This is a genomic window from uncultured Oceanicoccus sp. (genome assembly GCF_963968385.1).
Classification (GTDB): Bacteria; Pseudomonadota; Gammaproteobacteria; order Pseudomonadales; family Dasaniaceae; genus Oceanicoccus.
Genome location: NZ_CAXAHB010000108.1, coordinates 1 through 3,875, shown reverse-complemented (window position 1 = coordinate 3,875; position 3,875 = coordinate 1). Strand labels below are relative to the sequence as shown.

General features: G+C 50.2%; 3 protein-coding genes. All 3 read right to left on the bottom strand.

The window, feature by feature from the left end:
- Positions 1-145: 145 nt before the first annotated feature.
- Positions 146-1,462 (bottom strand): HlyD family type I secretion periplasmic adaptor subunit, encoded by a 1,317-nt coding sequence (locus AACP44_RS08645; RefSeq protein ID WP_339340127.1) that lies wholly within the window; start codon positions 1,460-1,462, stop codon positions 146-148.
- Complete coding sequence (locus AACP44_RS08640; protein WP_339340126.1) at positions 1,462-3,165, bottom strand: type I secretion system permease/ATPase; 1,704 nt, start codon at positions 3,163-3,165, stop codon at positions 1,462-1,464. Before AACP44_RS08640 ends, AACP44_RS08645 begins: the two co-directional genes overlap by 1 nt.
- A 33-nt stretch (positions 3,166-3,198) precedes the next feature.
- A partial coding sequence (locus tag AACP44_RS08635) for a calcium-binding protein (RefSeq protein WP_339340125.1) occupies positions 3,199-3,875 on the bottom strand: 677 nt, incomplete at its 5' end.

The following is a 3,875-nucleotide window of genomic DNA, read 5'->3' as shown; positions in this document are numbered from 1 at the left end:
TTTTATTAGGATTATTACAACAAACTCTATTCAATATAGATGATTTTTGGCGTTAAGCCTTATAAATCAGCAATATCTGTTTCGACTCATTTATAACAATGCAGCCATTGATTAAAAAACCCCAGGATTCGGCTTTATCCAACAGCTACCTTTCCCTTAAAGCATGAGCTATCTGGTCATGTATGGGTTTTAGCAAATAGGATAACACCGTGCGATTCTGCGTAGTGGCAAACACCTCCACCGGCATACCCGGTACCAGAGATTTGCCATGTAGCTTGTCCAGTTCCGCTTCAGGGATAGTAAGGCGCGCCTGATAATACATTAATCCAGTTACAGAATTCTGCAACAAATCAGCGGAGATAGTTTGCAGTTGCGCCCGCAGTTCCGGGGTTGTCCGCTGGTCAAAACTGGGCAACCTGATTCTGGCCTCCTGCCCCACCACCAGCTGATCAATATCAATGGGATGAATCTCTGCCTCCACCAATAGCAAATCCTGCTGCGGCACCAACGACATCACCGTTTCGCCCGGCGCAATCACCCCGCCCACCGTGTGAAAAGCCAGCTGATGTACATAACCCGAGCGCGGCGCACGAATCTGCAAACGCATCAATTGATCCTGCACCGCCACCCGCTCCTGCTGCAACCGCACAATGTTCAGCCGGGTATCCTGCAACTGCTGTAAAATCTCCACTCGCCGATCTTCATCAAGCTGCAGGATTTTCATCTCAAGTTCACTAATCGCCTTTTGATCCTGAGCTATCTCCGCCATCAGGGCATTGTCAGCACCCTGCAATTTCAGACTGTCTCGCTGCAATTCCCTGATACGACTTTTATCGATCATTTGCCGCTTAAACAGTCTCAGTAAATCTGCCAGCTCAGGTTCCACCAAAGCCATTTCCTGCTGTTTGGTATCGCGACCGGCCCTGAGCCCGACGATCTTCTGTTGCAACTGTGATATCTGTTGTTTGAACTGATTACGCTGATCCTGCAGGCTGTTTCTGCGGGCATAAAACAGCTTTTGCTGATGACTTTCCACCAGTTTTACAAGTTCCGGTACCGGTCCTTCGACATCCAGACGGGAAAAGGTAATCTCTTTATCAGCCATCTGTTCTGCCAACAACCTGGACTGTTGGGCATAGAATTCATGTAACTGCTTAACGACCATCGCCTGATTGGCTCGCACCAAAGTATCATCCAACGTCAGCAACAGATCGCCGGCAAGCACCAGATCGCCATTCTTTACCTTAATACTCTGGATAATACCGCCAGCCTGATGCTGCACCTCTTTGACATTGCTTTCCACTACCACCTTACCCGTTGCCACCACTGCACCGGAAACCGTGCTTAACGCTGTCCATAGCCCCAGACCACCGAGCAAAAAAGCCACTACCACCACAGTGATCAACAAATGGTAACGCATACTGCCCAACAGTCGCTGTTCCGTATCCTGTTGCACCGACATTAGACTGTCTCCCTCACCGGCATTATCATCCGCTGCATCACTTCCTGCTTCGGCCCCAAAGCCGCGGTTTTACCATTTTGCATACATAACAGGGTATCCACTGCGGCAATGGCACTGGGTCGGTGGGCAATCACAATAACAATGGAACCGGCTGCCCGAATGGCCGTAACCGCCTCGGTCAAAGCCTGCTCACCCTCGCTATCGAGATTGGAATTGGGTTCATCCAGCACCACCAGAAAAGGCATTTTATACAGAGCCCGTGCTAGCGCGATACGCTGTCGCTGGCCCCCTGAAAGCGACAAGCCGCCACTGTCAATACGCGTGTTATAACCCTCGGGAAAAGTGACCACCAGCTGGTGAATACCAGCCATGGTAGCCGCTTTGATAATATCATCTGCTGTCGGCTCCAGCGCAAAGCGGCTGATATTGTCAGCAATGGTACCGGCAAATAACTGTATATCCTGCGGCAGATAACCAATAAAATCACCAACCTGTTCACTGTGCCACTGGCTAATGTCGGCACCGTCCAAACGTACACTGCCCTTCAATGTTGGCAACACCCCGACAATACCTCGCGCCAGAGTCGACTTGCCGGAACCGGAAGGACCAATAATACCCAGCCCGTCACCCGGAGCCAAAGCCAGAGAAATATTTTGTACAAAAGCCTGTCGCATACCCGCCGGTGCACAGCAAAACTGTTGTAATTCCAGTCCGCCACAGGGCAATGGCAGGGTCATTTTGGTTGAGTCCGGTCTGGTATCCAGCGCCTGCTTCAACCTGTGCAGGCTTTGTCTGGCAGCCACAAAACCACGCCACTGCGACACCGCCTGTTCCACCGGCGACAAAGCTCTGGAAGACATAATGGACGCGGCAATCATCACACCGGGAGTCACTTCCTGCTTGATCGCCAACCATGCCCCCACCGCTAGAATCAGCGATTGCAGCATAAAACGAAAGGTCTTGATGGCAGTGCCAAACAACCCGGCCCGGTCTGACGTCACACACTGCTGTTCAAGATACTGTTCATTCAAACTCTGCCAGCGGCTTTGCAACACCGGCAACATACCCATGGCTTGAATAACCTCGGCATTGCGCCTGGCAGCCTCCACCACCAACATACGTTGAGTCGTGTCGCGGGCATGACTGGCCACCGGCCGCCGGGAAATATATTCATTCGCAGCAATCAGTACACAGATAACCACCGCTCCGGCGAGCGCCACCAAACCCAGCCAGGGGTGAAACAGAAACACAATCGCCAAATAAAACGGCAACCAGGGCATATCCATAATAGCCGCCGGGCCAGCTCCGCAGATAAACTGCCTGAGGGTGTCCATATCCTGCATCGGCCGCAATTGATTGGCTTTAGTGCCTAACAATAACGGCGCCCGAGTCGACACTTCATAAGCCAACACCGACAGGCGGGCATCAATCCACAAACCAATCCGATTCAATATACGACCGCGCAAGCCTTCCAGTAGTCCGAAAAACAGATACAGGCACAGCACCAGTAAACCAATCACCACCAGCGTTGGTAGCGAATAACTGGCCAACACCCGGTCGTAAACCTGCAACATAAATAGCGGGCCGGTTAACATCAGCATATTAATCAGCAGACTTAACAGACCAAGATAAACCAGAGTAAATCTCAGTGAAGAAAACACCCGGGCAAATACCGACTGCCCGGGTATGGGATGCTCTTGCATAATCCTTTGCCTTATACTTTTTACAGCGACTTCTTAAACAAACCGAAAATCAGCGTCCTGCAGATCCGATACCAATGTATTGCGCAGCACAATACTGTTGCTTTCATCCAGAGTAATGCTGGTATCGGTGCCATTATCCACCATAGCCTCCAACACCTGCCCGTAATTGGCAAAGGTGCCTGCCCTGAATTCAATCACATCATCATTGTCAAAATCGTTAATCACATCCTGACCGAAGTTAGCGGCAAAGATAAAAGTATCGGCGCCACCCAGACCTTCGATCGTGTCATTCCCTGCACCACTATCAATCCGCTCGCCGTAATAATCATCACCAGTGATGCTTTCTGCAGCGTCAGTCCCTTGAAGTACCGCAACTTCACGCATAGCATCTTGATCCCAGACCGTGTGATCCGCAAACTCCAGATATTGCACTCCTTCATTACTACCTGCACCATTAACTCGGTAACTCATCGACAAATTAATTTTTTCGCCTGTAATCTTATTGGTAATAATCAGATCACGCACCTGATCCAGGCTCTGGGTGAAAGTGACATTATCAACATTCAAGTCGGTTAATATTAAGCGATCGAGACCTGCCTTTTGAGCTTCTCGAATAACATCATTCCCATCGCCAGAGCCCCAATGATAGATATCGTTACCTTGACCTCCTTCAAGGTTATCGTTACCTTGACCTCCTGCCAGCGTATCAT